This window comes from Pseudomonas rustica (genome assembly GCF_018336155.1).
GTDB lineage: Bacteria > Pseudomonadota > Gammaproteobacteria > Pseudomonadales > Pseudomonadaceae > Aquipseudomonas > Aquipseudomonas rustica.
Map to the genome: position 1 here is coordinate 358,311 of NZ_JAGYHF010000002.1, position 25,736 is coordinate 384,046.

Below are 25,736 nucleotides of genomic sequence, written 5' to 3' on the forward strand. Positions count from 1 at the left end.
CGCTCCCACAGTTTTGATGCGGCGCGCTCAAAATCGTCAAAGCCATGACGTCAAATGCAAGGCGGATTATCTTGCAAAAGGTGTCACCGCCGCTATAGCCGTCAGGGTTTCCCCTATACCTCGCCCCTTGCATTGACCACGTCGGCCGACCTTTGCTCAAAGAAATTCGACCGGATGCAGTCAACCACGCACGTTCACGCCTTGGGTTGGCTCGCGCCATGCCCCTATAATCGAATCACTTTGTTTGTGGAGCCCGTTATGCCGAATCTACGTCTCGCCGATTTGACCGCCGAAATCGAAGCCAACGTGCGCCGTGCGTTGCTCGAAGACGTCGGCAGCGGCGACATCACCGCGCAACTGATCCCGGCCGAACGTCTGGCCAAAGCCACCATCATTACCCGTGACGAAGCGGTCATCTGCGGCACAGCGTGGGTTGATACGGTTTTTCGTCAGCTCGACCCGCGCGTCGCGGTGCATTGGCAAGTGGTCGATGGCCAGCGGGTAAAGCCCAACCAGCCACTGTTTCACCTGGAAGGCCCGGCCCGTTCACTGCTGACCGGCGAGCGCAGTGCGCTGAACTTCCTGCAACTGCTGTCCGGCGTGGCGACGCGGGCGCAGTACCTGGCGGATTTTGTCGGCGAGACTCAGGTCAAGCTGCTCGACACCCGCAAAACCCTGCCGGGTCTGCGTCTGGCGCAGAAATACGCAGTGACCTGCGGCGGCTGCCACAACCATCGCATCGGCCTCTACGACGCGTTCCTGATCAAGGAAAACCACATCGCTGCCAGCGGCGGAATCCCGCAGGCCATCGCGGCCGCGCACAAGATCGCGCCGGGCAAACCGGTGGAAATCGAAGTGGAGAGTCTGGAGGAGTTGAAAGAAGCGCTGGAAGCCGGCGCCGACATCATCATGCTCGATGAGCTGAGCCTGGACGACATGCGCGAAGCCGTGCGCCTGAACGGCGGCAAGGCGAAACTGGAAGCCAGCGGTGGCATCAACGAAAGCACGCTGCTGCCAATCGCCGAAACCGGAGTGGATTACATCTCGATCGGCGCGATGACCAAGGATGTCAAAGCGGTCGACCTGTCGATGCGCTTGAGTCTTTAACAGCAGCGGCAAGCTGCGAGCTACAAGCTACAAGCTACAAGCCACAGCGCTTTTGCTCCGACTTGTAGCTTGCCGCTTGAAACTCGCAGCAGCTCTTATACGACGAGATTATTCATCTCGCAGTACTCTTCCCAATCGACACCCAGCACTTCAGCCGCCTCTTTGTGCAGCACGAGGCGCTGCGCCTCGAACTCCTCCGGCGTGCTCGTGTACTTGAGCGTCAGCTCCCACGGCTGCAGGCCCTGGGCCTCGGCTTCGTCTTCGAATGCCCACTGAATCTGGTCTTTCTGATCGTCAGGACTCAAGTCCTTGATCTCTTCCAACAGCTGGGGCGCGTCGAGTTTGTATTTCTCCAGCGCTTGTTCGTGACGTTGCTCTTGAGTTAATTCGGTCATGGCGTTCTCGCTGATCGTAAGAATGGAGGATGGATCTGGATCATCAAGGATCTCTCTGACGCGGTTTTTTCCGGCCTTCGGAACCATTCGGGATCATCTGAAAACTGCTAAGCGATGCTCATGCAGGCACCGAATATAGGACGTTTGCATGACGAATTACACGGGTCTTTACATCTCTCTCACAAAAACTTTGACCTGAGGGACATAAATCGAGGGGGCATGAGGGAAATGGTGCCCGAGACAGGAATCGAACCTGCGACCTTCGCGTTACGAGTGCGCTGCTCTACCGGCTGAGCTACACGGGCGGTGGGCTAAACCTAGCACCGGTCGTGTGCTGCGGCAAATTTGTGGGTTGCCTGATGGTTATCTCTTGAAACTCCCATTTGTGGCGAGGGGATTTATCCCCGTTCGGCTGCGCAGCGGCCGTGAATCCAGCACCGCGGTGTTTCAGGCAGTCCGCAGTGTCTGGTTTTACGACTGCTGCGCAGCCGAACGGGGATAAATCCCCTCGCCACAATTGCTTTATTCCAGACAAAAAAATGCCCCGCCGTTTTCACGGCGGGGCATTTTTATTGCGCTAAAGCCTGGGGGTGATTAAACGCCCGAAGCCTTGGCAGCTGCCACGTCTTTGATGGACAGCTTGATACGGCCGCGGTTGTCCACGTCCAGTACCAGCACTTCCACTTCCTGGCCTTCTTTCAGGATGTCGGTCACTTTCTCTACGCGAGCGTCGCTCAGCATCGAGATGTGTACCAGACCATCCTTGCCAGGCAGGATGTTGACGAATGCGCCGAAATCGACGATGCGCTCAACCTTGCCCACGTAGATCTTGCCGATCTCGGCTTCTGCAGTGATGCCCAGGACGCGCTGACGAGCAGCTTCAGCAGCTTCCTTGGTTTCGCCGAAGATCTTGATCGAACCGTCGTCTTCGATGTCGATCGAAGCCTTGGTTTCTTCGCAGATCGCACGGATGGTCGCGCCACCTTTACCGATAACGTCACGGATTTTGTCGGTGTCGATTTTCATCGCGATCATGGTCGGAGCGTTGGCCGACAGTTCGGTACGCGACTGGCCAATGATCTGGTTCATCTGACCGAGGATATTCAGGCGCGCTTCCAGGGCTTGGCCCAGAGCGATTTCCATGATTTCTTCGGTGATGCCTTTGATCTTGATGTCCATCTGCAGCGCGGTAACACCTTTGGCGGTACCGGCTACTTTGAAGTCCATGTCGCCCAGGTGGTCTTCGTCACCGAGGATGTCGGTCAGAACGGCGAATTTCTCGCCTTCTTTAACCAGACCCATGGCGATACCGGCAACTGGCGCCTTCATCGGCACACCAGCGTCCATCAGAGCCAGGGAAGCACCGCAAACGGAAGCCATCGAGCTCGAACCGTTGGATTCGGTGATTTCCGAAACCACGCGGATGGTGTACGGGAACACGTCAGCGGCTGGCAGCATGGCCGAAACCGAACGACGGGCCAGACGGCCGTGACCGATTTCACGACGACCAGCACCACCCATGCGACCACACTCGCCCACCGAGAACGGAGGGAAGTTGTAGTGCAGCATGAACGGGTCTTTTTTCTCGCCTTCCAGGGTGTCCAGCAGCTGTGCGTCACGGGCAGTACCCAGAGTCGCGACTACCAGAGCCTGGGTTTCACCACGGGTGAACAGCGCCGAACCGTGAGTCTTCGGCAGAACGCCGACTTCGATGTTCAGCGGACGTACGGTTTTGGTGTCGCGACCGTCGATACGTGGCTTTCCGTTAACGATGTTTTCGCGAACGGTGCGGTATTCGATTTCGCCGAAAGCAGCTTTGACTTCGCTGGACGAAGGCTGGCCTTCTTCACCGGACAGCTTGGCAACAACCTGATCCTTCAACTCACCCAGGCGAGCGTAACGGTCGGCCTTGATGGTGATGGTGTAAGCCTGGGAGATCGCTTCGCCGAACTCGGCACGGATAGCGCCCAGCAGTTCGGTGGCTTCTGGAGCCGGAGCCCAGTTCCAGGTTGGCTTGGCAGCTTCAGCGGCCAGTTCTTTAACAGCGTTGATCACCACCTGGAATTCGTCGTGAGCAAACAGTACCGCGCCCAGCATCTGGTCTTCGGTCAGCTCTTTGGCTTCCGATTCAACCATCAGCACGGCGTCCGAAGTACCGGCAACGACCATGTCCAGGCTCGAAGCAGCTTGCTGCTCGTAAGTCGGGTTCAGCAGGTAGCCGGTGCTTTCGTGGAAAGCTACACGAGCGGCGCCGATCGGGCCGTCGAACGGAATACCCGAGATGGCCAGGGCAGCCGAGGTACCGATCATCGCAGCGATGTCCGGATCGGTCTTCTTGCTGGTGGAAACGACGGTGCAGACAACCTGCACTTCGTTCATGAAGCCTTCTGGGAACAGCGGACGGATCGGACGGTCGATCAGTCGGGAAGTCAGGGTTTCTTTCTCGGAAGGACGGCCCTCACGCTTGAAGAAACCGCCAGGGATCTTACCGGCAGCGTAAGTCTTTTCCTGGTAGTGAACCGACAGAGGGAAGAAGCCCTTGCCTGGATCGGCTTGTTTTGCACCGACTACAGTCACCAATACGCTGACGTCGTCGTCAACGGTGACCAATACTGCGCCGGAGGCCTGACGGGCGATACGGCCAGTCTCGAGGGTAACGGTCGATTGACCGAACTGGAATTTTTTGATTACCGGGTTCACGGTGTCCTACCTTCTTTGTGGCTCTTGGGGGAACTGGTTTCTTGCGAATTCTTGGGCAATGTCGGGAATCGGCCCAACGCCTGTCCAGGGTAAAACGTGTATCCAGATAAAACTTGAGGCTGGGAGCCTGCAAGCCGCCGGCGGTAAACCGCAGACGTCCGACAGACAACCAACCTCATAGCGCAATCGCTGATTAGCGACGCAGACCCAGGCGACCGATCAGAGTCTGATAACGACCCAGATCCTTGCCTTTCAGGTAGTCCAGCAGCTTGCGACGCTGGTTTACCATGCGGATCAGACCACGACGGGAGTGGTGATCTTTACCGTTGGCCTTGAAGTGACCTTGCAGCTTGTTGATGTTGTGGGTCAGCAGTGCAACTTGCACTTCTGGCGAACCAGTGTCACCAACAGCTTGCTGATAGTCAGCAACGATTTGAGCTTTTTCTTGAACGTCGAGAGCCATGAGGCAATCCTTTTATCAGGAAACTGTTTCAAAGAAACAGCTTCAACAGGCCAGGGACAAATCCCTGTATCTATAAATGAGTAGTGACCGTGCCTGTTAACAGCCACCCTCGCCAGCCTGCTTTGACACAGACCGGTTTCGGTCATTCCGACCGAATCAGTCGACGTGGCGCAATGCGCCCGTCTTCGCTCACTTCACCGATACCGATGAAGCGACCATTGTGATCCTGTACCCGCACCATGCCGAATTTCGGAGCATCCGGGGCACGTACCGGCTGGCCGTTGAGCCAGTAGAACGCGCTCGCTTCCGAGAAGTGCAGCAGCGGCCAATCCTGCAAGCCGCTGTCCGATGGCATCAGGAAGCGATCAACCGCTTCGTTGCCGCCTTCGGCATGTACCGCTTCCAGCTCTTCGAGGGTCACGGTCTGCGCCAATGTGAAAGGCCCGGCCTGGGTACGGCGCAATTCAGCGACGTACGCACCACAACCGAGTTGCTCACCGATATCCTCCACCAGGGTGCGGATATAGGTGCCCTTGCTGCAATCCACCGCAAGACGCGCAGTATCGCCTTCGAAGGCCAGTAATTCCAAGCGCGCAATAGTAACAGAACGCGGTTCACGCTCCACTACTTCGCCTGCACGCGCCAGCTTGTACAGCGGCTGGCCATCACGCTTGAGCGCCGAGTACATCGGCGGTATCTGACTGATTTGCCCACGAAATTTCGGCAATGCCGCTTCGACATCGGTGCGACCAACGGTCACCGGACGCTCCTGCAAAACCTCACCCTCGGCATCGGCCGTGGTGGTGGTCTTGCCCAGCTGCGCCAGGGTTTCATAGGCCTTGTCGGAATCGAGCAGGTATTGCGAGAACTTGGTCGCCTCGCCAAAGCACAACGGCAAGACGCCGGTGGCCAGCGGGTCGAGGCTGCCGGTGTGACCGGCCTTCTCGGCGTTGAGCAACCAGCGAACCTTCTGCAACGCGGCGTTGGAGGTGAACCCCAACGGCTTGTCGAGCAGGATAATGCCGCTGACGTTACGACGGATACGTTTGACCTGAGCCACCGAATTACTCCTTGGTGTCTTCAGGTTCAGCAGCGACCGGGTGCTGATTGTCTTCAGCAACGGCACGCTCGATCAGCGCCGACAAATGCGCGCCACGCACGACGGATTCGTCGTAGTGGAAGTGCAGTTGCGGCACGCTGCGCAGCTTCATTTCACGGGCCAGTTGCATGCGCAGGAAACCTGCGGCGGCATTCAGCACCTTGATGCTTTGCGCGATGTCTTCAGCGTTGTCCTGCCCCATCACGGTGATGAAAATCTTCGCGTGACCGACGTCACGGCTGACTTCAACAGCGGTAATGGTGACCAGACCCACACGTGGATCTTTGACTTCACGACGGATCAGTTGGGCCAGCTCGCGCTGCATCTGATCGCCGATACGTTGGGTACGGCTGTATTCTTTTGCCATGATTTTGTTACCTGTTACTGCCCTGCGGTGAAACCCGCAAGGTCTGAAAGCGGCAAACGCCCGGCCTGACAAATGCCAGACCGGGCGTTGCGTTTAGAGTCCTTGTGATGCGCCACACCCTTGAGTGCGGCCGGCCATCACGGCTCCTGAAGTGCGCGAGTCAGAGGCTGCGAGCAACCTGAACCTTCTCGAAGACTTCGATCTTGTCGCCGACTTTAACGTCGTTGTAGCTCTTAACGCCGATACCGCATTCCATGCCGGCACGTACTTCGGAAGCGTCATCCTTGAAGCGGCGCAGGGATTCCAGCTCGCCTTCGAAGATAACGATGTCTTCACGCAGTACGCGGATTGGACGGTTACGGTGCACAACACCTTCGATCACCATGCAACCAGCGATCGCGCCAAACTTCGGCGAACGGAACACGTCACGCACTTCGGCGATACCCAGGATGTTCTCGCGAACATCGCTGCCGAGCATACCGGTCAGGGCTTTCTTGACGTCTTCGATGATGTCGTAGATCACGTTGTAGTAACGCATATCCAGACCTTCCTGCTCGACGATCTTCCGTGCGCCAGCATCGGCACGCACGTTGAAGCCGAACAGAACAGCGTTGGAAGCCAGTGCCAGGTTAGCGTCGGATTCGGTGATACCACCCACGCCGCCGCCTACTACGCGCACTTGTACTTCGTCGTTGCCCAGGCCATTCAAGGCACCGTTCAACGCTTCCAGCGAACCACGGACGTCGGATTTGAGGACGATGTTGAGCGTCTTCTTCTCTGCCTGACCCATGTTTTCGAAGATGTTTTCCAGCTTGCCGGCGTGAGCGCGAGCCAGTTTGACTTCGCGGAACTTGCCTTGACGGAACAGAGCCACTTCACGGGCTTTCTTCTCGTCAGCAACAACGCTCATCTCGTCGCCGGCGTCCGGGGTACCGTCCAGGCCGAGGATCTCGACAGGGATGGAAGGACCGGCTTCTTTGATTGGCTTGCCGTTCTCGTCGAGCATGGCGCGCACGCGGCCATAGTTCGAACCGACCAGGACCATGTCGCCTTGGCGCAGGGTACCGTCTTGAACCAGAACGGTTGCAACCGGGCCACGACCTTTGTCGAGACGCGATTCAACCACAACGCCACGGCCAGGAGCCGATGGAGTTGCTTTCAGTTCGAGAACTTCAGCTTGCAGCAGAACGGCTTCCAGCAGCTCGTCCACGCCAGTACCGACTTTCGCCGAAACCGGAACGAACGGCGTATCACCGCCCCACTCTTCGGAGGTCACGCCGTGAACCGACAGTTCGCTACGGATGCGATCGAGATCGGCGCCCGGCTTGTCGATTTTGTTCACCGCTACAACCAGTGGAACGCCAGCCGCTACCGCGTGCTGAACAGCTTCAATGGTCTGCGGCATCACGCCGTCGTCCGCTGCAACCACCAGGATCACGATGTCAGTCGCCTTGGCACCACGAGCACGCATTGCGGTAAACGCAGCGTGACCCGGGGTGTCGAGGAAGGTGACCATGCCGCGTTCGGTTTCAACGTGGTATGCACCGATGTGCTGGGTGATACCACCGGCTTCGCCAGCAGCTACCTTGGCACGACGGATGTAGTCGAGCAGGGACGTTTTACCGTGGTCAACGTGGCCCATTACGGTCACGACTGGTGCACGGGAGAACGACTCACCTTCAAACTTCAGGGACTCGGCCAAGGAATCTTCCAGGGCGGTGTCGCTGACCAGGGTCACTTTGTGGCCCAGTTCTTCGGCTACCAGCTGAGCAGTTTCCTGATCAAGCACCTGGTTGATGGTCGCTGGGGTACCCAGTTTGAACATGAACTTGATGATTTCAGCAGCCTTGACCGACATCTGATTGGCGAGATCGCCAACAGTGATGGTCTCGCCGATCTGCACATCACGCACGACAGGGCCGGTTGGGCTCTGGAAACCGTGAGCGTTGCGCTTCTTCAGCTTGGCCTTGCCGCGACCACCACGACGGAAGCCATCGCTTTCTTCGTCGGTAGTGCGTGGCGCCACACGTGGAGCCGGCGCTTTTTCTTTGACCGAGGCGCGATGCGGAGCGTTTTTGCGCTCGCCATCACCGCCACCGCTGCGACGATTGTTATCGTCAGCACGTGGCTTGTCCGGACGGCGCTGTTCGTTCTGCTTGTTGCGAACTTCGGCAGACGGCGCTGGAGCAGCGGCAGCGACCGGTGCGCTTTCGCGTACAGGTTCGGCAGCGGCAACCGGCGCAGCAGCAGGGGCGCTATTAGCGTTCTGCGCAGCAGCAGGCTGGTTACGCGCTTCTACTTCGGCGCGTTGCTTGGCTTCTTCTTCAGCCTTCTGACGGGCAGCATTTTCTACTGCGCGACGCTCATCCAGTTCACGCTTGCGCTCGGCTTCGATTTCTTCCGGGCTGCGCTGTACGAAAACTTTCTTTTTGCGGACTTCAACGCTGATGCTTTTGCTGCCAGCAACACGCAGGGTGCTGGTGGTTTTACGCTGCAGCGTGATCTTGCGTGGTTCTTCCACTTTCGCCTTGTGGCTGCTTTTCAAGTGAGTCAGCAGGGACTGCTTCTCACTGTCAGTCACATTTTCTTCGGCGGCGGTGTGCGGCAGACCTGCCTCACGCATCTGCTGCAACAGGCGCTCTACCGGTGTTTTGACCTCATCGGCCAGTTGTTTCACCGTGACTTGCGTCATGCACTTCTCTCCTCAGGCCGCGCCTAATTACTCGAACCAGTGGGCTCGGGCGGCCATGATCAACTTGCCGGCACGATCATCGTCAATGCCGTCGATGTCGAGCAGGTCGTCAATAGACTGCTCGGCCAGGTCTTCGCGGGTAATTACGCCGCGCACCGCCAGTTCCATCGCCAAATCCTTGTCCATACCCTCAAGCGAGAGCAGGTCTTCGGCCGGATGGGCGTCTGCCAGCTTTTCCTCAGTAGCGATGGCTTTGGTCAACAAACGATCCTTGGCACGAGCGCGAAGCTCGTTGACGGTATCTTCGTCAAAGCCGTCGATGTTGAGCATTTCTTCCACCGGTACGTAGGCAATCTCTTCCAGGCTGGTGAAGCCTTCATCTACCAGCACCTGAGCCAGGTCTTCGTCGACTTCCAGCTCGTCGATGAAGTTGCGCAGGATGTCGCCGGTTTCTGCTTGCTGCTTAGCCTGGATGTCCGATTCGGTCATCACGTTCAGGGTCCAGCCAGTCAACTGGCTGGCCAGACGCACGTTCTGACCACCGCGACCGATGGCCTGAGCCAGATTGTCTGCGCCAACGGCGATGTCCATTGCGTGGGCATCTTCGTCAACGATAATTGCCGCAACCTCAGCCGGGGACATGGCGTTGATCACGAACTGAGCCGGGTTGTCGTCCCAAAGAACGATATCAACACGCTCACCGCCCAACTCACCCGACACTGCCTGGACGCGCGAACCGCGCATACCGATGCAAGCACCTTGTGGGTCAATGCGTTTGTCCTTGGAGCGGACGGCGATCTTGGCGCGCGAACCCGGATCACGGGACGCTGCCATTACTTCGATCAGGCCTTCAGCAATTTCCGGCACTTCGATGCGGAACAACTCGATCAGCATTTCCGGCGCGGTACGCGACAGGATCAGCTGCGGGCCGCGGTTCTCGGTGCGGATTTCCTTGAGCAGCGCACGCAGACGCACGCCGACACGGAAGGTTTCGCGAGAAATGATGTCTTCACGGGCCAGCAACGCTTCAGCGTTGTTACCCAGATCGACGATCACGTTGTCGCGGGTGACTTTTTTCACGGTGCCGGAGATGATTTCTCCCAGGCGCTCGCGATAAGCGTCGACCACTTGAGCGCGCTCGGCTTCACGCACTTTCTGCACGATGACTTGCTTGGCAGTCTGTGCAGCAATGCGGCCGAACTCGATGGATTCGATCTTTTCTTCGACGACGTCGCCAACGTTGGCACCCGGATGCGTTTCAGCAACCTTGCTCGGCCAGGTTTCGATGGCCGGATCGTCGAGATCATTCTCTTCGACGACCGTCCAGCGACGGAAAGTTTCGTATGCCCCGGTGTGGCGGTTAATTTCCACACGCAGGTCAACTTCGTCTTCAAAACGCTTTTTGGTAGCAGTGGCCAAAGCCAGCTCCAGCGCTTCAAAAATTACGCTTGCCGGTACGCCCTTTTCATTGGATACCGACTCAACAACCAGCAGTACTTCTTTGCTCATCGTACGCCTCGCCTTTCGCAAGCCATTGGATCCGCGGGATCCGCGTCTCAGTCAAAACTGGGAATAATGTTGGCCTTGTCGATCATATCGATCGGCAACAGGAATTCATGGTCGTCTACCTGCACCACGACATCCTGTTCTTCTACACCGCGCAGAAGGCCCTGAAAGTTGCGTCGACCTTCAAAAGGCGAGCGCAGCTTGATCTTCACTTGTTCACCGACAAACTGGGCGAACTGCTCAATAGTGAACAGTGGGCGCTCCATGCCAGGCGAGGAAACTTCAAGGGTGTATTCAACGGTGATTGGATCTTCAACATCCAGCACACCACTGATCTGACGGCTGACAATGGCGCAATCGTCCACCAGCACGCCACCCTCTTTATCGATATAAACGCGCAACATCGAGTGACGACCCTGAGCCGAAAACTCGATACCCCAGCATTCATAGCCCAGGGCCACGACCACCGGGGCCAGCAAGGCCTGCAACTCTTCTAGCTTGCTCGACACCTGAACCCCCTAGTGCATGATATGTGCATGCTTTGCAAAATAAAAAAATGGGCGAAACGCCCATCCTTGAAACGCCGTCGAACAGCGGCGTTGAAAGTGTCCAGCTAACAAAAAGCCCCTGAAAAGGGGCTCCTTAAACTGGTTGCGGGGGCCGGATTTGAACCGACGACCTTCGGGTTATGAGCCCGACGAGCTACCAGACTGCTCCACCCCGCGACAAAGCTGGGGCGGAAGTATACGACCGATCCCTTATAGGGTCAATGTAACCTTCCACCTGCAAGAAAGCCCGCAACAGCGGGCTCTCCTGACTAATTGGTACCGAGAAGGGGACTCGAACCCCTACACCCTATGGGCACAACCACCTCAAGGTTGCGTGTCTACCAATTCCACCACCTCGGCAAAACTACGTTTGAAACCCTTCTTACTTCTGCTCTTGAGCTGGAGGTACGTCAGTCGCTGGAGTAGCCGACTTTTGCTCTTGAAGCACCGGGACATCATCAGAAGCCGGTTGTTGTTGCTTAGGTACTTCCAACACTGCCGGGTTTGGCAAACCTGCTTGAGTCAGCTGATGAGCTTTCTCTTTAGCAAAGTAACCTAACCCTAAGCTGGTTATGAAGAAACCGGCGGCAAGTATAGCAGTAAACTTACTAAGAAAGGTAGAGGAACCTTGGCTTCCGAACACAGTATTTGAAGCACCTGCTCCGAAAGACGCGCCAGCGTCCGCACCCTTACCCTGCTGCAGCAAAACCAGAGCAACTACGCCCAATGCACCCAGCAGATGAAAAACGACTACGACTGTTTCCAGCATTTTTTCAGTTTCCCGCGGCGCGACAGATCGCACCGAACTCATCTGCATTCAGGGAAGCCCCACCAATGAGCCCCCCATCGATATCCGGCATGCCGAACAGTTCGACCGCATTGGCCGCCTTCACGCTGCCGCCGTATAGAAGCCGCACACCTCGTGCGACTTCAGAATTCTCTGCCGCCAACTGCTCGCGAATGGCTTTATGCACATCCTGCGCCTGTTGCGGCGTTGCAGTCAGTCCGGTGCCAATGGCCCAGACAGGCTCGTAAGCAATGACTGCTTTTGCAAAAGCACCAACACCCAGCTCCTCGATGATGCTGCCCAGCTGACGCCCGACAACCTCAAGAGTTTTACCGGCTTCGCGCTGCTCGAGGGTTTCCCCTACACACAACACCGGAATCAAGCCACACGCCTGTGCCGCTGCGAACTTGCGATTCAGCATCCCGTCTCGCTCGCCCATGATCTGGCGGCGTTCGGAGTGCCCGACAAGCACAAGGGAACAACCTGCATCCACCAACTGACTCGGTGCAATTTCACCGGTCAATGCACCTTGCATGGATTCCACCGCAGAATTCTGCGCACCGACCGAAATCGATTTACCTTTCAAGCCATCAACCACTTGGTTGATATACAAGCAAGGCGGGAATACCGCGACATCAACACCGCTTGGCAAGGCCAGATGACGAAGGCCGTTGATCAGCTCAGCGACGCTGGCGCGGGTACCGTGCATCTTCCAGTTACCAGCTACCATAGGGCGACGCATGCTGTACCTCGTCGGTCAAAGTGGGCGCAGATGTTACCCAACACAATCATGCCTTGCAAGCCGAATCAGGCAGAAACTTCAGTTACCAGTTTTGCCAGTTCTTCGGCGTAGCTGCGAACCTGGGTTTCGTCCTCGCCTTCGACCATGACGCGCACCAGAGGCTCTGTCCCGGACTTGCGCAAAAGCACACGACCACGACCCGCCATTGCCTGGGTTACACGCGCACTGGCTTCCTTGACAGCAGGATGCTCCAGCGGATTATCGCCGCCGCCAAAACGCACGTTGATCAGCACTTGAGGGCACTTGCGCAGCGCCTGACGGCTTTGCGCCAGACCTTCGTTACGGGTCTTGAGCGCCATCAGCACTTGCAACGCCGCGATGATCGCATCACCGGTCGTGGTGTGATTGAAGCAAACGATGTGCCCCGAATTTTCACCACCGACCAGCCAGTTGCGTTCGAGCAATTCAGCAATCACATAGCGGTCACCGACATTGGCACGGATAAACGGAATTGAAAGCTCCGCCAGCGCCAACTCAAGACCCAGGTTGCTCATCAGTGTACCGACTACGCCGCCCTGCAGCTTGCCGCGCTCATGCAGGTCACGGGCGATGATGAACAACAACTCGTCACCATCAACGATGGCACCGGTGTGATCGACCATCAGAACCCGGTCACCGTCACCGTCGAAGGCAATACCCAGATCAGCATGCTCAGCCAGCACCGCCGCCTGCAACTGGCCCATATGGGTCGAGCCGCAGTTGTCGTTGATGTTCAAGCCATTAGGTTGCGCCGACAGCACCACCACTTCAGCACCCAGCTCGCGGAACACGCTAGGCGCTACCTTGTAGGTCGCACCGTGGGCGCAGTCGATAACAATTTTCAGCCCGGAGAAGCTGGTACCGGTCGGCACACTGCTTTTGCAGAATTCGATGTAGCGACCGGAGGCGTCGTTGATACGCGACACCTTGCCGATCTTGCTCGACTCAACCACCGTCATCGGCGTATCGAGCAGCTCTTCAATCATCAACTCCAGCTCATCTGGTAGCTTGGTGCCTTTGCCGGAGAAGAACTTGATGCCGTTATCGTCGTGTGGATTGTGCGACGCACTGATCACGATGCCTGCTTCAGCCTGGAACGTACGCGACAGGTAAGCGATCGCGGGCGTCGGCATCGGGCCCAGCAGCATCACATCGGCACCCGCCGAAGTCAGGCCGGCTTCAAGCGCCGATTCGAACATGTAGCCGGAAATCCGCGTGTCCTTGCCGACCAGCACCTTGCAGGCACCCATCTTGCGGAACGCCATGCCGGCAGCCCAGCCAAGCTTGAGCATGAAGTCAGGGGTAATCGGGTATTCACCGACTCGACCACGAATGCCGTCAGTACCAAAATATTTCTTGCTCATAAGTGCTCCATCATTCTTATTCAGCTGATTCCACGGCCGCGAGCATCCGCACCACGTCTACCGTTTCGGCCACATCATGGACACGCAATATACGCGCACCTTTCAGCGACGCCAGTGCCGCCAGTGCCAAACCGCCGTGCAGCCGCTCACCGACAGGACGATTCAGCGCCTGCCCGATCATGCTTTTACGAGAAACGCCCACCAGCAGCGGCCGGCCCAACGCATGCAGGGCCTCCATGTGCTTGAACAAGCTTAGATTGTGCTGCAGGGTTTTGGCGAAGCCAAATCCCGGGTCGAGAATGATTCGCTCGGCAGGAATACCGGCAGCCGCACATTGCGTCATGCGCTCGGCGAGAAACTCACCGACTTCCCGAGTGACATCCTGATAGTGCGGATTGTCCTGCATATCGCCAGGCTCACCCAGCATATGCATCAGGCACACCGGCAAACCAGTTGCCGCTGCCGCATCCAGAGCACCATCACGCTGCAATGAACGGACATCGTTAATCAGGCCAGCACCGAGACGAGCCGTTTCGCGCATCACCGCGGGCGTCGAGGTATCAACTGAAATAACTACATCAAGTTCGCGATTGATCAGCTCAACGATCGGCGCGACGCGCTCAAGCTCTTCCAGCGGCGAAACTGCACGCGCACCGGGTCGGGTCGACTCACCGCCGACATCGATCAGCGTCGCACCGGCGGCGACCATGACTTCGGCGTGGCGCAGGGCCGCGTCGAGCTGGCTGTATCGGCCGCCATCGGAAAAGGAATCGGGAGTGACATTGAGAATGCCCATGACATGCGTATGGGCCAAATCAAGAACCCGGTTGCCGCAAGGCAACCGGGTCAGGGACTGTGCAAAAGTCATTTCAAACCTTAAACGTCAGCAGCCGGACCGCCAATCGGTGTTTCCGGACGCTCATCCTGAACAACCGGAGGCGGCGGCGGTGTACCCGTGCCACCCGACCAGTCGCGAGGTTCGCGAGGTGTGCGACCGGCCATGATGTCGTCGATCTGTTCAGCATCGATCGTTTCGTACTTCATCAGAGCGTCAGCCATGGCATCGAGCTTGTCACGGTTGTCCGTGAGGATCTGCTTGGCCGTGCCGTAGCATTGATCAATGATGCTGCGCACTTCGGAGTCAATCAGCTTGGCAGTCTCACCAGAGAAGCTGGCAGCCTGACCACCACCGCCGCGACCGAGGAACACTTCGCCCTCTTCTTCGGCGTACATCAGCGGACCGAGTTTTTCCGACAGGCCCCATTTCGTCACCATGTTCCGTGCAATCTGGCTGGCACGCATGATGTCGTTGGAAGCACCGGTGGTAACACCGTCGAAGCCCAGGGTCATTTCTTCAGCAATACGGCCGCCGTACAGCGAGCAGATCTGACTGATCAGTGCGCGCTTGGACAGGCTGTAGCGATCTTCTTCCGGCAGGAACATGGTCACACCCAGCGCACGACCGCGCGGGATGATCGACACCTTGTAGACCGGATCATGCTCAGGCACGACGCGACCCACAATGGCGTGGCCCGCTTCGTGATAAGCAGTGTTCTGCTTTTCTTTCTCGGACATGACCATCGATTTGCGCTCGGCGCCCATCATGATCTTGTCTTTGGCCAGTTCGAATTCTTTCATCTCGACGATGCGCTTGCCGCTACGTGCAGCGAACAGCGACGCTTCGTTGACCAGGTTAGCCAGGTCAGCACCGGAGAAGCCCGGAGTACCACGTGCGATCACGGCCGGAGCGACGTCGTCACCCATTGGCACTTTGCGCATGTGTACTTTGAGGATCTGCTCGCGACCACGGATATCCGGCAGACCGACCACAACCTGACGGTCGAAACGGCCCGGACGCAGCAGCGCAGGGTCGAGTACGTCAGGACGGTTGGTTGCAGCGATAACAATGATGCCGTCGTTCATTTCGAAGCCGTCCATCTCAACCAGCAACTGGTTGAGAGTCTGCTCACGCTCATCGTGACCGCCACCCATGCCGGCGCCACGATGGCGGCCGACGGCGTCGATTTCGTCGATAAAGATGATGCAAGGCGCGTGTTTCTTCGCCTGCTCGAACATGTCACGCACACGGCTGGCACCGACACCGACGAACATCTCGACGAAGTCAGAACCGGAAATGGTGAAGAACGGCACTTTGGCTTCGCCGGCAATCGCCTTGGCCAGCAAGGTTTTACCGGTACCCGGAGGACCGACCATCAGCACACCGCGAGGAATACGACCGCCCAGGCGCTGGAACTTGCCCGGATCACGGAGGAATTCAACCAGCTCGCCCACTTCTTCCTTGGCTTCGTCGCAACCGGCAACGTCAGCCAACGTGGTTTTTACCTGATCTTCGGAGAGCAGGCGCGCCTTGCTCTTGCCGAAGCTCATCGGCCCGCCCTTGCCGCCGGCACCGCCCTGCATCTGGCGCATGAAGAACATGAACACCGCGATGATCACCAGGATCGGGAAGCTGGCCACCAGAAGCTGGGTCCAGATGCTTTGCTGTTCAGGCTGCTTGCCTTCAACCACAACGTGGTTGTCGACCAGATCGCCGATCAGGCCATTGTCCTGAATCGCCGGACGAATGGTCTTGAAGCTGTCGCCGTCATTGCGTTTGCCGGTAATCACATAGCCATCAACCGCTACGCGTTCGACCTTGCCATCCTTGACCTGCTGGATGAAGTCGGAATAGTTGAGGGTCTGCGGCTCGTTAGGGCTGGAGAAGTTGTTCATCACTGTCACCAGGACAGCCGCGATGATCAACCACAGGATCAGATTCTTTGCCATATCGTTCAATTAACTACCCTCTGAAGCAAGCTCCGCTACTGGCGCGCGCTTCGCATGATATTCACCGGCCTAACTTACTACATTACCTACGGCTCTGGCAGGCGCCGTCTGTAACCCTTTGTGAAACACTTTCTACACAATATTCGCTAATGCGCTCGGGGCGAAATACGAAAAACCTATCACCTCGCCAAAAAAACTCCGTTTTACTCACTACGCCCGCGGTAACCCCAAGCCAGCATGTATTGCTCGCGGGAGGTGCCTCGAGAAGAGTCCGGCTTGATCATCTGGATCTTGTCGAACTTCTTGCGAGCATCCTTCAGGTAGGTATCGAACCCTTCACCCTGAAAAATCTTGATTACAAAATTACCGCCCGGCTTGAGGATTCGCTCCGCCAAGTCTAGCGCCAGTTCACAAAGAAACATGGCTTTGGGCATGTCCACTTCGGGCGTACCACTCATATTGGGGGCCATATCGGAAATCACAAGGTCCACCTGCGAATTACCTACCGCCTCAAGGATCTGCGCGAGCACCGCATCCTCGGTGAAGTCACCTTGAATGAAGGTCACGTCCGGAATGCTGTCCATTTCCAGAATGTCCGAGGCGATCAGACGCCCCTGACCGCCGATCAACCGGCTGGTGACCTGCGACCAGCCGCCAGGCGCTGCGCCCAGGTCGACAACGCTCATGCCGGGACGGATCAGCTTGTACTTCTCCTGGACTTCCAGAAGCTTGTAACTCGCACGCGAGCGGTAGCCATCCTTCTGGGCCTGCTTCACATACGGGTCATTAACATGTCTTTTCAGCCAACCAAGGCTTGTCTTGGAACGCGCCATTGGGCACCTCGATAATTAGGGTCGTGATTAATTGGGCGGATCCACGAGCCCTCGGGTAAAATGGCCGCCATTTTACAGAATCCAGACGAAAGGGTCAGATTATGCCGCTCACTCAAGAGCAGAAGAAACAGTACAAATCCATTGGCCACCATCTGAAACCCGTTTTGACGGTAGCCGACAATGGTTTGACTGAAGGTGTGTTAGCCGAATTTGAACGTGCATTGGCGGATCACGAGCTGATCAAGATCAAGCTCACCATACTTGATCGCGAAGCGCGCCTGGCGCAAATCGCAGAGCTGTGCAAGGTCGGCAAAGCGGATCTGGTACAGGTCATCGGCAAGATGGCACTGGTGTATCGCAAGAACTTCAGCGCCAACAAGCAGCTGTCGAACGTTCATCGCTTCAAGTGATGACAGGGGTCAAGGGTGTGCTTCGCGCACCCTGACACTCCACCCCGGCACCGGTTGCATTACCAGTATCAAACCGGAAAAGCCCAGAATCAGAAAACTGAATTCCTGCCAGCGCTGCGCCTCCGGCCAGCCGACACGCACTGCGACAAACATCGCGCACGCGTACAACGCCATCAGCAGCACCTGCCCGCGAAAATCCCGCCATAGACTGGCAAGGCCTTCGGCCTGTACCAGCACCAAAGCCTGAAATATCACGCAAGCGGCAGCGAATCCCACCACCAGCACTTCAAATGCAGCGGCTACTTCATCGATCAGCAGCGGCGCCAGGCCAATTTTGCCCAGTGCCGGCTGCAAACCGAGATGAATTAGCCATAGACCGCCGACCCATAACATCTGGGTCAGTTGCCAAAGCATGGCGCCCGCGTGCAGCGGGCGCCCTTTTTCAGATGTGACGGACTTCGACAATCTCGTACTCGATCACGCCACCAGGCGTTTTAACCGCCACCACATCACCCTCTTCCTTGGCAATCAAGGCGCGAGCCAGTGGCGAACCGACGGAAATCTTGCCGAGTTTGAAGTCAGCCTCGTCCTCACCCACGATGTGGTAAGTAACGCGCTCATCCGTCTCGACGTTGGCGATTTCCACGGTCGTGCCGAAAATCACTTTGCCAGTGTGCGGGATCGACGTGACATCAATGATGACCTGATTCTGAATCCGGCCCTCAATGTCACGAATCCGCGCCTCGACCATGCCTTGCTGTTCGCGCGCGGCATGGTATTCAGCGTTTTCCTTCAAGTCACCCAGCTCGCGAGCCGTACCGATGTCCTGGCTGAGCTTCGGACGGACGACCTTGGTCAGGTGAGTGTGTTCTTCTTCCAGGGCTTTGGCGCCCTGAACAGTCATTGGGTATTTGGTTATGCTCATGCCTTCAATCCTGCGTGTAGATCTTGCAAGCGGCGCACGGTCTTTTCCGGACCGAACTTCAGCGCTTCACAGATAGCTTCGCCAGCAGCAATGGTAGTGGTGCAGTAGATCTTGTGCTGCAAGGCATTACGACGAATGGAGTACGAATCAGCGATCGACTGACGACCTTCGGTAGTGTTGATGATCAGCGTGACTTCGTCATTCTTGATCATGTCGACCACGTGCGGACGACCCTCGGTCACCTTGTTCACACGGCGCACTTTCAGACCTGCGGCTTCGATCAGCTTGGCAGTACCGGCAGTGGCAACCACTTCGAAGCCCAAGTTGATCAGATCACGGGCCACGCCTGCAACCAATGGCTTGTCGTCGTCACGTACGCTGATGAACGCAGTACCGCCGGTCGGCAGCACTTCGCTCGCGCCCATCTGGGCTTTGGCGAATGCTTCACCGAAGGTGTCGCCGACGCCCATCACTTCACCGGTCGACTTCATTTCTGGGCCGAGGATCGGGTCAACGCCAGGGAATTTGGCGAACGGGAAGACCGCCTCTTTCACGCTGTAGAAGTTCGGGATGATTTCTTTGGTGAAGCCGATTTCTTTCAGGGTTTTACCAGCCATCACGCGGGCAGCGATCATGGCCAGGGAAACACCGATGCACTTCGACACGAACGGTACGGTACGGGAAGCGCGCGGGTTGACTTCGATGACGTAGATGTCTTCGCCTTGCAGCGCCAACTGTACGTTCATCAGGCCGACAACGCCCAGTTCCAGGGCCATTTTCTTGACCTGTTCGCGCATCTCGTCCTGGATGTGCGCAGGCAGCGAGTACGGCGGCAGCGAGCACGCGGAGTCACCGGAGTGAACGCCAGCCTGTTCGATGTGCTGCATGATCGCGCCGATGACGACGTCTTTGCCGTCGCAGACTGCATCCACGTCCATTTCGATGGCGCAGTTGAGGAAGTGGTCGAGCAGCACCGGGCTGTCGTTGGACACTTTCACCGCGTCACGCAGGTAGCGCTTGAGTTCTTCTTCTTCGTAAACGATTTCCATCGCGCGGCCACCCAGTACATAGGATGGGCGTACGACCAACGGGTAACCGATCTTGCTGGCGGCACGAATTGCTTCGTCTTCGCTGCGCACGGTGGCGTTTGGCGGCTGACGCAGGTTCAGGCGCTCAACCATTTGCTGGAAACGCTCACGGTCTTCGGCACGGTCGATCGCGTCCGGGCTGGTGCCGATAATTGGCACGCCGGCGGCTTCCAGAGCGCGAGCCAGTTTCAGCGGAGTCTGGCCGCCGTACTGGACGATCACGCCTTTCGGCTTCTCGACGCGGCAGATTTCCAGCACGTCTTCGAGGGTTACCGATTCGAAGTACAGACGGTCGGAGGTGTCGTAGTCAGTGGAAACAGTTTCCGGGTTGCAGTTGACCATGATGGTTTCGTAGCCGTCTTCGCGCAGTGCGAGGGCAGCGTGAACGCAGCAGTAGTCGAACTCGATACCTTGGCCGATTCGGTTCGGGCCACCGCCCAGAATCATGATCTTGTCGCGACCCGACGGCGCGGCTTCGCACTCTTCTTCGTAAGTCGAATAGAGATAAGCGGTGTCGGTGGCGAACTCGGCGGCGCAGGTGTCAACGCGCTTGTAGACCGGGAACACTTCCAGCTTGTGACGGTGAGTCCGCAGGTTCTTCTCGGTCACACCCAGCAGCTTGGCCAGACGCTGATCGGAGAAGCCTTTGCGCTTGAGCTTGTACATCACGTCGCGGTCGATCGCGGACAGACCGAGAGTCTTGACCTTTTCTTCGTCCTTGATCAGATCTTCGATCTGTACCAGGAACCAAGGGTCGATCATGTTCATCGCGAAGATTTCTTCGACGGTCATGCCGGCGCGGAAAGCGTCTGCCACGTACCAGATGCGCTCGGCGCCCGGCACGGTCAGTTCACGCTTGAGCACGCTCATGCTTTCCGGGTTGCTCAGGTCGAGCTTCTCGTCCAGACCGCAAACGCCTACTTCCAGACCGCGCAGAGCTTTCTGCAGGGATTCCTGGAAGGTACGGCCGATGGCCATGACTTCGCCGACCGACTTCATCTGAGTGGTCAGGCGCGCGTCAGCCTTGGCGAATTTTTCGAAGGCGAAGCGCGGCAGCTTGGTGACGACGTAGTCGATCGACGGCTCGAAGGACGCCGGGGTTTTGCCGCCGGTGATGTCGTTCGACAGTTCGTCGAGGGTGTAGCCCACAGCCAGTTTGGCCGCGACTTTGGCGATCGGGAAACCGGTGGCTTTCGAAGCCAGCGCCGAGGAACGCGATACGCGCGGGTTCATTTCGATCACGACCATACGGCCAGTGTCCGGGCAGATACCGAATTGCACGTTGGAACCGCCGGTCTCGACGCCGATCTCGCGCAGTACCGCCAGGGAGGCGTTACGCAGGATCTGGTATTCCTTGTCGGTCAGGGTTTGTGCTGGAGCCACGGTGATCGAGTCACCGGTGTGCACGCCCATCGGGTCAAAGTTTTCGATCGAGCAGACGATGATGCAGTTGTCCTTTTTGTCGCGGACAACTTCCATCTCATATTCTTTCCAGCCGATCAGCGATTCGTCGATCAGCAGCTCTTTGGTCGGCGACAGGTCGAGACCGCGGGCGCAGATTTCTTCGAACTCTTCACGGTTGTAGGCGATGCCACCACCGGTGCCGCCCATGGTGAAGGACGGACGAATGATGCACGGGAAGCCGAGGGTTTCGAGAACCGCGTTGGCTTCTTCCATGCTGTGGGCGATACCGGAACGCGGGCACGCCAGGCCGATGGATTTCATCGCCTTGTCGAAACGCGAACGGTCTTCAGCCTTGTCGATGGTGTCGGCGTTGGCGCCGATCATTTCTACGCCGAACTTCTCCAGAATGCCTTCGCGTTCCAGGTCCAGGGCGCAGTTCAGAGCAGTCTGGCCGCCCATGGTTGGCAACACGGCGTCCGGACGCTCTTTCTCGATGATCTTGGCAACGGTCTGCCACTTGATCGGCTCGATGTAAGTCGCGTCGGCCATGTCCGGGTCGGTCATGATGGTGGCCGGGTTGGAGTTCACCAGGATGACGCGGTAGCCCTCTTCGCGCAGGGCTTTACAGGCCTGGGCGCCGGAGTAGTCGAATTCGCAGGCCTGGCCGATAACGATCGGGCCAGCGCCGAGAATCAGGATGCTTTTAATGTCTGTACGTTTTGGCATGGGTTTGTCACTCAAATCCGCAGGTCAGTCGGCAAGCCGTCTTGATCGATTTCTGAAGTCCCGAGGGGGCCGCCGGTGCCGGGGCCGCCCTCGAGGGGCTTCTCTCTACAGTCTCAAGGCGAACGCTTAGCGTCGCTTGGCCATCTCGTTGATGAAGCGGTCGAACAGTGGCGCGACGTCGTTCGGGCCCGGGCTCGCTTCAGGGTGACCCTGGAAGCTGAACGCGCTCTTGTCGGTGCGCTCGATGCCTTGCAGGGTGCCGTCGAACAGCGATTTGTGGATCGCACGCACGTTGGCTGGCAGGGTTTCTTCGTCTACCGCGAAACCGTGGTTCTGGCTGGTGATCATCACAACGCCAGTGTCCAGATCCTGCACCGGGTGGTTGGCACCGTGGTGGCCGTGGCCCATTTTCAGGGTCTTGGCGCCGGAGGCCAGAGCCAGCAGTTGGTGACCGAGGCAGATGCCGAATACCGGAATTTCGGTTTCCAGGACTTCCTTGATCGCCTTGATCGCGTAGTCGCAAGGCTCCGGGTCACCCGGGCCGTTGGACAGGAACACGCCGTCCGGCTTCAGCGCCAGCACATCAGCAGCTGGGGTCTGGGCAGGTACGACGGTGACGCGGCAGCCGCGCTCGACCAGCATGCGCAGGATGTTGACCTTGACGCCGTAATCGTAGGCAACCACGTGGTAAGGCAGCTCGGAGGCTTCGATGGTCGCGTGGCTGTCGGTCTTCAGATCCCAGACAGTCGAGCGCCATTCGTATTGCTTCTTGGTGCTGACGACTTTCGCCAGATCCATGCCCTTCAGGCCCGGGAAGCCTTGCGCAGCAGCGATCGCAGCTTCTTCGGAGATGTTGTCGCCGGCCATGATGCAGCCGTTCTGTGCGCCTTTTTCACGCAGGATGCGGGTCAGGCGGCGGGTGTCAATACCGGCGATTGCCACAACGTTGTTGGCTTTCAGGTAATCGGACAGGGACATCGTGTTACGCCAGTTGCTCGCTACCAGCGGCAGGTCACGAATGACCAGACCAGCGGACCAGACGCGGTCGGACTCGGCGTCTTCCGGCGTGGTGCCGGTGTTGCCGATGTGCGGGTAAGTCAGGGTAACGATTTGTTGGGCGTAGGAAGGATCGGTAAGGATTTCCTGATAGCCGGTCATTGCGGTGTTGAACACCACCTCACCAACGGTCTGACCGTCGGCTCCAATGGCTTCGCCGCGAAAAATGCTGCCATCAGCAAGGGCGAGTATGGCTGGCTTAGTCAAGAAGACCTCCCGTAAATAAAGCATGAAGGGGCAATCGCAGGTTGTAAAAAAGCGGAGTGACGTATGGACACGTCACCCCGCTTCTTCACTGAATTATTCTGCGCGCTTTTAGTGGACACACTAAAGCTGTAGCTTACAGGAAAGACCTCGATTTCGGAAGGGCGAAACACACACAAACTCGCCTTATAAAGGCATGGCGACGCGCGACCACGGTGATGGCACGGTTGACACCCCTTCACCCCTCTCTAGAATAGGTACCCATCTCAAGTTTCGAGCAAGAAACCCTGAATGAGTACCCACATCAGCATCGCTGACGCCGCCACGCTGCTGAATGTCAGTACGCAACGGGTCAGAACCCTTTGCCGCAACGGCGACCTCCAGTCCGAAAAGATCGGTAACACCTGGATCATCGACCACGCCAGCTTAAAAAATTACGGGCTCCGAACCGCACATATGATTGCACAAGATCACCCTGCTTACGCCGTGCAGACGTCGTCGAGCGAGCGCAAACCTATCGCTCTGAGCTTTTTCTCCGGCGCCATGGGCCTCGATCTCGGCCTGGAAAAGGCCGGTTTCGATATCCGCCTGGCCTGCGAATCGAACAAGCATTGCCGCCAGACCATCACCCTGAATCGCCCCAACACCGCCCTGCTCGGTGACATCAATGACTGCACCGCCGAGCAAGTGCTGGAAGCCGCACAGGTGCGCGCCGAAGACGTCGACCTGATCGTCGGCGGCCCGCCCTGCCAGGCCTTCAGCACCGCCGGCAAGCGCAAGGCGTTCAATGATGATCGCGGCAACGCCTTCCTCAAGTACATCGATCTGGCACTGGAAATTCGCCCACGCTTCATCGTGATCGAGAACGTGCGCGGGCTGTTGTCGTGCCCGATGGATCATCGCCCGCACAATCAGCGCGGCAGCGAATTCCCCGATCTGTCCCTCGACGAAATGAAGGGCGGCGCGCTCAACTTCGTCATCAGCGTGCTGCGACGTGCCGGCTACACCTGCACGTTCAACCTGTACAACTCAGCGAATTTCGGCACGCCGCAAATTCGCGAACGGGTCATCATTGTCTGCTCCCGCGATGGCAAAGAAGCGCCGTTCTTGACGCCAACTCACTCCGAAGACGGCTCCCACGGCCTGCCGGTGTGGAACAAGCTGCGCGGCGCACTGGTCGGTCTGGATCAGCACACGCACCTGAACTTCCCGGAAAAACGCCTCAAGTACTACCGCATGCTCACCGCCGGACAGAACTGGCGCAGCCTGACTCCGGACTTGCAGCAAGAAGCCCTCGGTAAGTCGTATTTCTCCGGCGGCGGCAAAACCGGTTTCCTGCGCCGTCTGCATTGGGAAAAACCCTCGCCGACGCTGGTCACCCACCCAGCCATGCCGGCCACCGACCTCGCGCACCCGGAAGAGGATCGCCCGCTGTCGATTCAAGAATACAAACGCATCCAGGAGTTTCCGGACGATTGGCAACTGGCCGGCCCGCTGATCGAGCAATACAAACAGGTCGGCAACGCCGTACCGGTCAGCCTCGGCCATGCGGTCGGCAAGTTGATTCGCGACCTGCTCAGCGGCACCGATCAGGCACCGCCGCAGGACTTCCGCTTCTCGCGCTACCAGGCCACGTCGCACAACGACTGGCTGCAAGTGTTCGAGCAGCAGAAGAAGAAGCTCCAATTCGACCTGGAACTGGCCTGATTCACTGCCGAGGGAGCGTCTGCTCCCTCAAGCCTCACGCCTCACTCATCGCTTGAAGAGTTGAGGCGTACCAGACGATCCCACTGGATCGCACCCTCATCGTTGCAAAACTCGCGGGTGAATTCTTCCGTGAACTGGTTGACCAGTTGCGTGTACGAGTCCTGGAATTGGGCATTACGCTCGTGCGCCTTAAAGCCCAGCGGCCCGATCAGCTCGACAAACAGATCCGGGTCGCCCGAGATAAACTCCCAGAAACGCTGCCCGCAGAGTTTGCTGTAGTCGCCCTTGTCCGGATTGTTATCACGCCCGTAGCAGCAACCGTTGACGGCAACGATGTTCAGGCCGGACTGGCTGGTACGCAATGTCCGCTGCGCCGTTTTGAAGTTGGTGCGCATTTGGGTGATCTGCGAGCTGTTGCCCCAGTTCGGCCCGGACTTGATCGCGACCAGATGACGGCGCCCGTCTTTATCAAACTCCAGATCAACACCGGCGACCGCTGACTTCCAGCCTCCATAGGTCTTGCCATTGATGAAGATCGCCAGCCCTTCCAGCCAATCGCCGAACAGGGTTTCCTCGTTAGAGGACACGTGCGCATCAACAATCCCGCGAACGATCTGCTCCGCCGTCTGCATGTCCTTGGCTTTGAACATGTAGGGATTCTTGCGCTTGAGCACACTCTTGAGCTTCAACCGCGACAGGCTGTCGAGGCGCTTCTGGTGAAACGTGCCGATATTGTCTTCGACGTACTTGGCCACATCGGCCAGATCCAATGGTTGCATCCGTTGCA

At 57.8% G+C, this 25,736-nt stretch carries 22 protein-coding genes and 3 tRNA genes; 3 read left to right on the forward strand and 22 right to left on the reverse strand.

Going from position 1 to position 25,736, the window contains the following annotated elements:
• The first annotated feature begins 258 nt into the window (after positions 1-258).
• Entirely contained in the window at positions 259-1,107 is an 849-nt protein-coding gene (nadC, locus tag KFS80_RS04720; protein WP_053117039.1) for a carboxylating nicotinate-nucleotide diphosphorylase, read from the forward strand.
• Between the two features lie 95 nt (positions 1,108-1,202).
• Here nadC and KFS80_RS04725 read toward each other — a convergent pair whose 3' ends face one another.
• The 17 genes from KFS80_RS04725 to rlmE form a co-directional block, all read right to left on the reverse strand.
• A complete protein-coding gene (locus tag KFS80_RS04725; RefSeq protein WP_159812909.1) occupies positions 1,203-1,502 on the reverse strand; it encodes a DUF6388 family protein in 300 nt (99 codons plus the stop codon).
• Positions 1,503-1,731: 229 nt separating this feature from the next.
• Positions 1,732-1,807: transfer RNA gene (locus tag KFS80_RS04730), tRNA-Thr, on the reverse strand.
• 289 nt (positions 1,808-2,096) lie between these two features.
• Complete coding sequence (gene pnp, locus KFS80_RS04735) at positions 2,097-4,202, reverse strand: polyribonucleotide nucleotidyltransferase (protein ID WP_053117036.1); 2,106 nt, start codon at positions 4,200-4,202, stop codon at positions 2,097-2,099.
• Positions 4,203-4,395: 193 nt separating this feature from the next.
• Positions 4,396-4,665 carry a 30S ribosomal protein S15 gene (rpsO, locus tag KFS80_RS04740; RefSeq protein WP_003177875.1) on the reverse strand — a complete coding sequence of 90 codons (270 nt, stop codon included), beginning with the start codon at positions 4,663-4,665 and terminating at the stop codon, positions 4,396-4,398.
• A gap of 142 nt (positions 4,666-4,807) precedes the next feature.
• Complete coding sequence (gene truB, locus KFS80_RS04745; RefSeq protein WP_053117035.1) at positions 4,808-5,725, reverse strand: tRNA pseudouridine(55) synthase TruB; 918 nt, start codon at positions 5,723-5,725, stop codon at positions 4,808-4,810.
• 4 nt (positions 5,726-5,729) lie between these two features.
• A complete protein-coding gene (gene rbfA / locus KFS80_RS04750; RefSeq protein ID WP_007915259.1) occupies positions 5,730-6,131 on the reverse strand; it encodes a 30S ribosome-binding factor RbfA in 402 nt (133 codons plus the stop codon).
• 160 nt (positions 6,132-6,291) lie between these two features.
• Entirely contained in the window at positions 6,292-8,823 is a 2,532-nt protein-coding gene (gene infB / locus KFS80_RS04755; RefSeq protein WP_159812897.1) for a translation initiation factor IF-2, read from the reverse strand.
• A gap of 27 nt (positions 8,824-8,850) precedes the next feature.
• Positions 8,851-10,332: a transcription termination factor NusA gene (gene nusA / locus KFS80_RS04760; protein ID WP_053117033.1), complete on the reverse strand. Its 1,482-nt coding sequence runs from the start codon at positions 10,330-10,332 to the stop codon at positions 8,851-8,853.
• 47 nt (positions 10,333-10,379) lie between these two features.
• Positions 10,380-10,838, reverse strand: a complete 459-nt coding sequence (gene rimP, locus KFS80_RS04765; RefSeq protein ID WP_008088338.1) for a ribosome maturation factor RimP — start codon at positions 10,836-10,838, stop codon at positions 10,380-10,382.
• Between the two features lie 139 nt (positions 10,839-10,977).
• Positions 10,978-11,054 (reverse strand) — tRNA-Met (locus tag KFS80_RS04770).
• 97 nt (positions 11,055-11,151) lie between these two features.
• Positions 11,152-11,237: transfer RNA gene (locus KFS80_RS04775), tRNA-Leu, on the reverse strand.
• Positions 11,238-11,259: 22 nt separating this feature from the next.
• On the reverse strand, positions 11,260-11,646 hold the full coding sequence (gene secG / locus KFS80_RS04780; protein ID WP_016986497.1) for a preprotein translocase subunit SecG: 387 nt from the start codon (positions 11,644-11,646) through the stop codon (positions 11,260-11,262).
• A gap of 4 nt (positions 11,647-11,650) precedes the next feature.
• Positions 11,651-12,406: a triose-phosphate isomerase gene (gene tpiA / locus KFS80_RS04785; RefSeq protein WP_053117032.1), complete on the reverse strand. Its 756-nt coding sequence runs from the start codon at positions 12,404-12,406 to the stop codon at positions 11,651-11,653.
• A 65-nt stretch (positions 12,407-12,471) separates the two neighbouring features.
• The gene (gene glmM / locus KFS80_RS04790; RefSeq protein ID WP_053117031.1) at positions 12,472-13,809 is read right to left on the reverse strand and encodes a phosphoglucosamine mutase; all 1,338 of its coding nucleotides are present in this window, start codon (positions 13,807-13,809) and stop codon (positions 12,472-12,474) included.
• A 16-nt stretch (positions 13,810-13,825) separates the two neighbouring features.
• Positions 13,826-14,677: a dihydropteroate synthase gene (folP, locus tag KFS80_RS04795; protein ID WP_212544100.1), complete on the reverse strand. Its 852-nt coding sequence runs from the start codon at positions 14,675-14,677 to the stop codon at positions 13,826-13,828.
• A gap of 8 nt (positions 14,678-14,685) precedes the next feature.
• Positions 14,686-16,596, reverse strand: a complete 1,911-nt coding sequence (gene ftsH / locus KFS80_RS04800) for an ATP-dependent zinc metalloprotease FtsH (protein WP_053117029.1) — start codon at positions 16,594-16,596, stop codon at positions 14,686-14,688.
• Positions 16,597-16,799: 203 nt separating this feature from the next.
• Entirely contained in the window at positions 16,800-17,429 is a 630-nt protein-coding gene (rlmE, locus tag KFS80_RS04805) for a 23S rRNA (uridine(2552)-2'-O)-methyltransferase RlmE (protein WP_053117028.1), read from the reverse strand.
• A gap of 101 nt (positions 17,430-17,530) precedes the next feature.
• Here rlmE and KFS80_RS04810 point away from each other — a divergent pair, with 101 nt between their 5' ends.
• Entirely contained in the window at positions 17,531-17,839 is a 309-nt protein-coding gene (locus KFS80_RS04810) for a YhbY family RNA-binding protein (protein WP_053117027.1), read from the forward strand.
• Between the two features lie 9 nt (positions 17,840-17,848).
• Here the strand turns inward: KFS80_RS04810 and KFS80_RS04815 are convergent, their stop codons facing one another.
• The 4 genes from KFS80_RS04815 to carA all read right to left on the reverse strand — a co-directional run bounded on the left by KFS80_RS04815 (position 17,849) and on the right by carA (position 23,245).
• Complete coding sequence (locus tag KFS80_RS04815) at positions 17,849-18,253, reverse strand: hypothetical protein (protein WP_053117026.1); 405 nt, start codon at positions 18,251-18,253, stop codon at positions 17,849-17,851.
• 28 nt (positions 18,254-18,281) lie between these two features.
• On the reverse strand, positions 18,282-18,758 hold the full coding sequence (greA, locus tag KFS80_RS04820) for a transcription elongation factor GreA (protein ID WP_053117947.1): 477 nt from the start codon (positions 18,756-18,758) through the stop codon (positions 18,282-18,284).
• A 2-nt stretch (positions 18,759-18,760) separates the two neighbouring features.
• A complete protein-coding gene (carB, locus tag KFS80_RS04825) occupies positions 18,761-21,982 on the reverse strand; it encodes a carbamoyl-phosphate synthase large subunit (protein ID WP_053117025.1) in 3,222 nt (1,073 codons plus the stop codon).
• A gap of 126 nt (positions 21,983-22,108) precedes the next feature.
• Positions 22,109-23,245 (reverse strand): glutamine-hydrolyzing carbamoyl-phosphate synthase small subunit, encoded by a 1,137-nt coding sequence (gene carA, locus KFS80_RS04830; protein ID WP_053117024.1) that lies wholly within the window; start codon positions 23,243-23,245, stop codon positions 22,109-22,111.
• A 288-nt stretch (positions 23,246-23,533) separates the two neighbouring features.
• Here carA and KFS80_RS04835 point away from each other — a divergent pair, with 288 nt between their 5' ends.
• A complete protein-coding gene (locus tag KFS80_RS04835; protein WP_053117023.1) occupies positions 23,534-24,949 on the forward strand; it encodes a DNA cytosine methyltransferase in 1,416 nt (471 codons plus the stop codon).
• A gap of 41 nt (positions 24,950-24,990) precedes the next feature.
• Here the strand turns inward: KFS80_RS04835 and KFS80_RS04840 are convergent, their stop codons facing one another.
• Positions 24,991-25,728, reverse strand: coding sequence for a PmeII family type II restriction endonuclease (locus tag KFS80_RS04840; RefSeq protein WP_212544101.1), 738 nt, complete (start codon positions 25,726-25,728; stop codon positions 24,991-24,993).
• Positions 25,729-25,736 lie beyond the last annotated feature (8 nt).